The organism is Sandarakinorhabdus sp. (assembly GCF_031422795.1).
Taxonomy (GTDB): domain Bacteria; phylum Pseudomonadota; class Alphaproteobacteria; order Sphingomonadales; family Sphingomonadaceae; genus Sandarakinorhabdus.
On sequence record NZ_JANPML010000448.1, the window covers coordinates 1 to 1,595 of the forward strand.

Below are 1,595 nucleotides of genomic sequence, written 5' to 3' on the forward strand. Positions count from 1 at the left end.
CGAAGCCCAAGGCAGCGTGTTCACCAACAAATATGCCGAAGGCTATCCCGGCAAGCGTTACTATCAGGGCTGCCACCCTTCGGACGTGGTGGAGCAACTGGCCATCGACCGCGCCAAGGCGCTGTTTGGCGCTGCCTATGCCAATGTGCAGCCGCATTCGGGCGCGCAGGCCAACGGCGCAGTGATGCTGGCGCTCACCAAGCCGGGCGATACGATATTGGGCATGAGCCTGGATGCCGGCGGCCACCTTACCCACGGTGCCAGAGCGGCGATGAGCGGCAAATGGTTCAACGCCGTGCAATATGGCGTGCGCCGCGAAGATCATCTGATCGATTATGACGAGGTCGAACGCCTTGCGGTTGAACACAAGCCGGTGCTGATCATTGCCGGCGGTTCGGCCTATCCGCGCATCATCGACTTCGCCCGTTTCCGCGCGATTGCCGACAAGGTGGGCGCGCGTCTGCTGGTGGATATGGCGCATTTTGCCGGGCTGGTGGCGGCTGGCATTCATCCCTCGCCGATCCCGCACGCCGATGTGGTGACCACCACCACCCACAAGACGCTGCGCGGCCCCCGCGGCGGCATGATCCTGTCGCGCGATGCCGAACTCGGCAAGAAGTTCAACAGTGCCGTTTTCCCCGGCCTGCAGGGCGGCCCGTTGATGCATGTCGTCGCCGCCAAGGCCGTCGCCTTTGGCGAAGCGCTGCAACCCGGTTTCAAGGATTATGCCAAGGCGGTGGTTGCCAATGCCCAGGCACTGGCGGCGCGGCTGGTGGAACGCGGCTGCGCTGTTGTCGCCGGCGGCACCGATACCCATTTGGCGCTGATCGATCTGTCGCCCAAGGCCCTCACCGGCAAGGACGCCGATGAAGCGCTGGAACGCGCCGGCATCACCTGCAACAAGAACGGCGTGCCGTTCGATCCGCTGCCGCCGACCAAGACCAGCGGCATCCGCGTCGGCTCGCCGGCGGGGACCACGCGCGGTTTCGGCATCGCCGAGTTCCAGGCCATTGGCGACATGATCGCTGATGTGCTGGACGGGCTGGCCGCCAATGGGCATGATGGCAACGCCGAAGTGGAACAGGCGGTGAACCAACGGGTTCGGGCGCTCTGCGCGCGTTTCCCGATCTATCCAAGCGCGCCATTTGCTGATGCAGACGGCGGTGATGAAACCAGCTTGCATGACCGCATCACGAAGGCCTTCACTGACATTCGAGAAAGCCCGCTGGCGCAGGATGCAGCGGACGTCTTGGACGAAGCGCGGCGCGTTGTTACGGAAATCTTGAAGACAAATGAAGCCAAGTCCGTGCTCGGTCATGCCGCTGTCGGCGCAGCAGTGGCGGTGCCCATTCCGCTTGTGGGACCCGTGGCTGGCGCTGCCTTTGGGGCCGTAGTCGGCACGTATCGTCAATTGACGAAGAAAGACTGATGCGCTGCCCCTTTTGCGGCAACGACGATACCCAGGTGAAGGACAGCCGTCCCACCGAGGATGCGGCGTCGATCCGGCGGCGGCGGCAATGTCCGGCTTGCGGCGGACGCTTCACCACGTTTGAACGCGTGCAGTTGCGCGAACTCACGCTGGTCAAAAAAAGCGG

At 63.8% G+C, this 1,595-nt stretch carries 2 pseudogenes; both read left to right on the top strand.

Going from position 1 to position 1,595, the window contains the following annotated elements:
• Positions 1–1,132, top strand: a pseudogene (gene glyA / locus RMO81_RS15250) (serine hydroxymethyltransferase); the annotation flags it as partial.
• Positions 1,133–1,428: 296 nt separating this feature from the next.
• Positions 1,429–1,595 (top strand): annotated as a pseudogene (locus RMO81_RS15255) (transcriptional regulator NrdR); the annotation flags it as partial.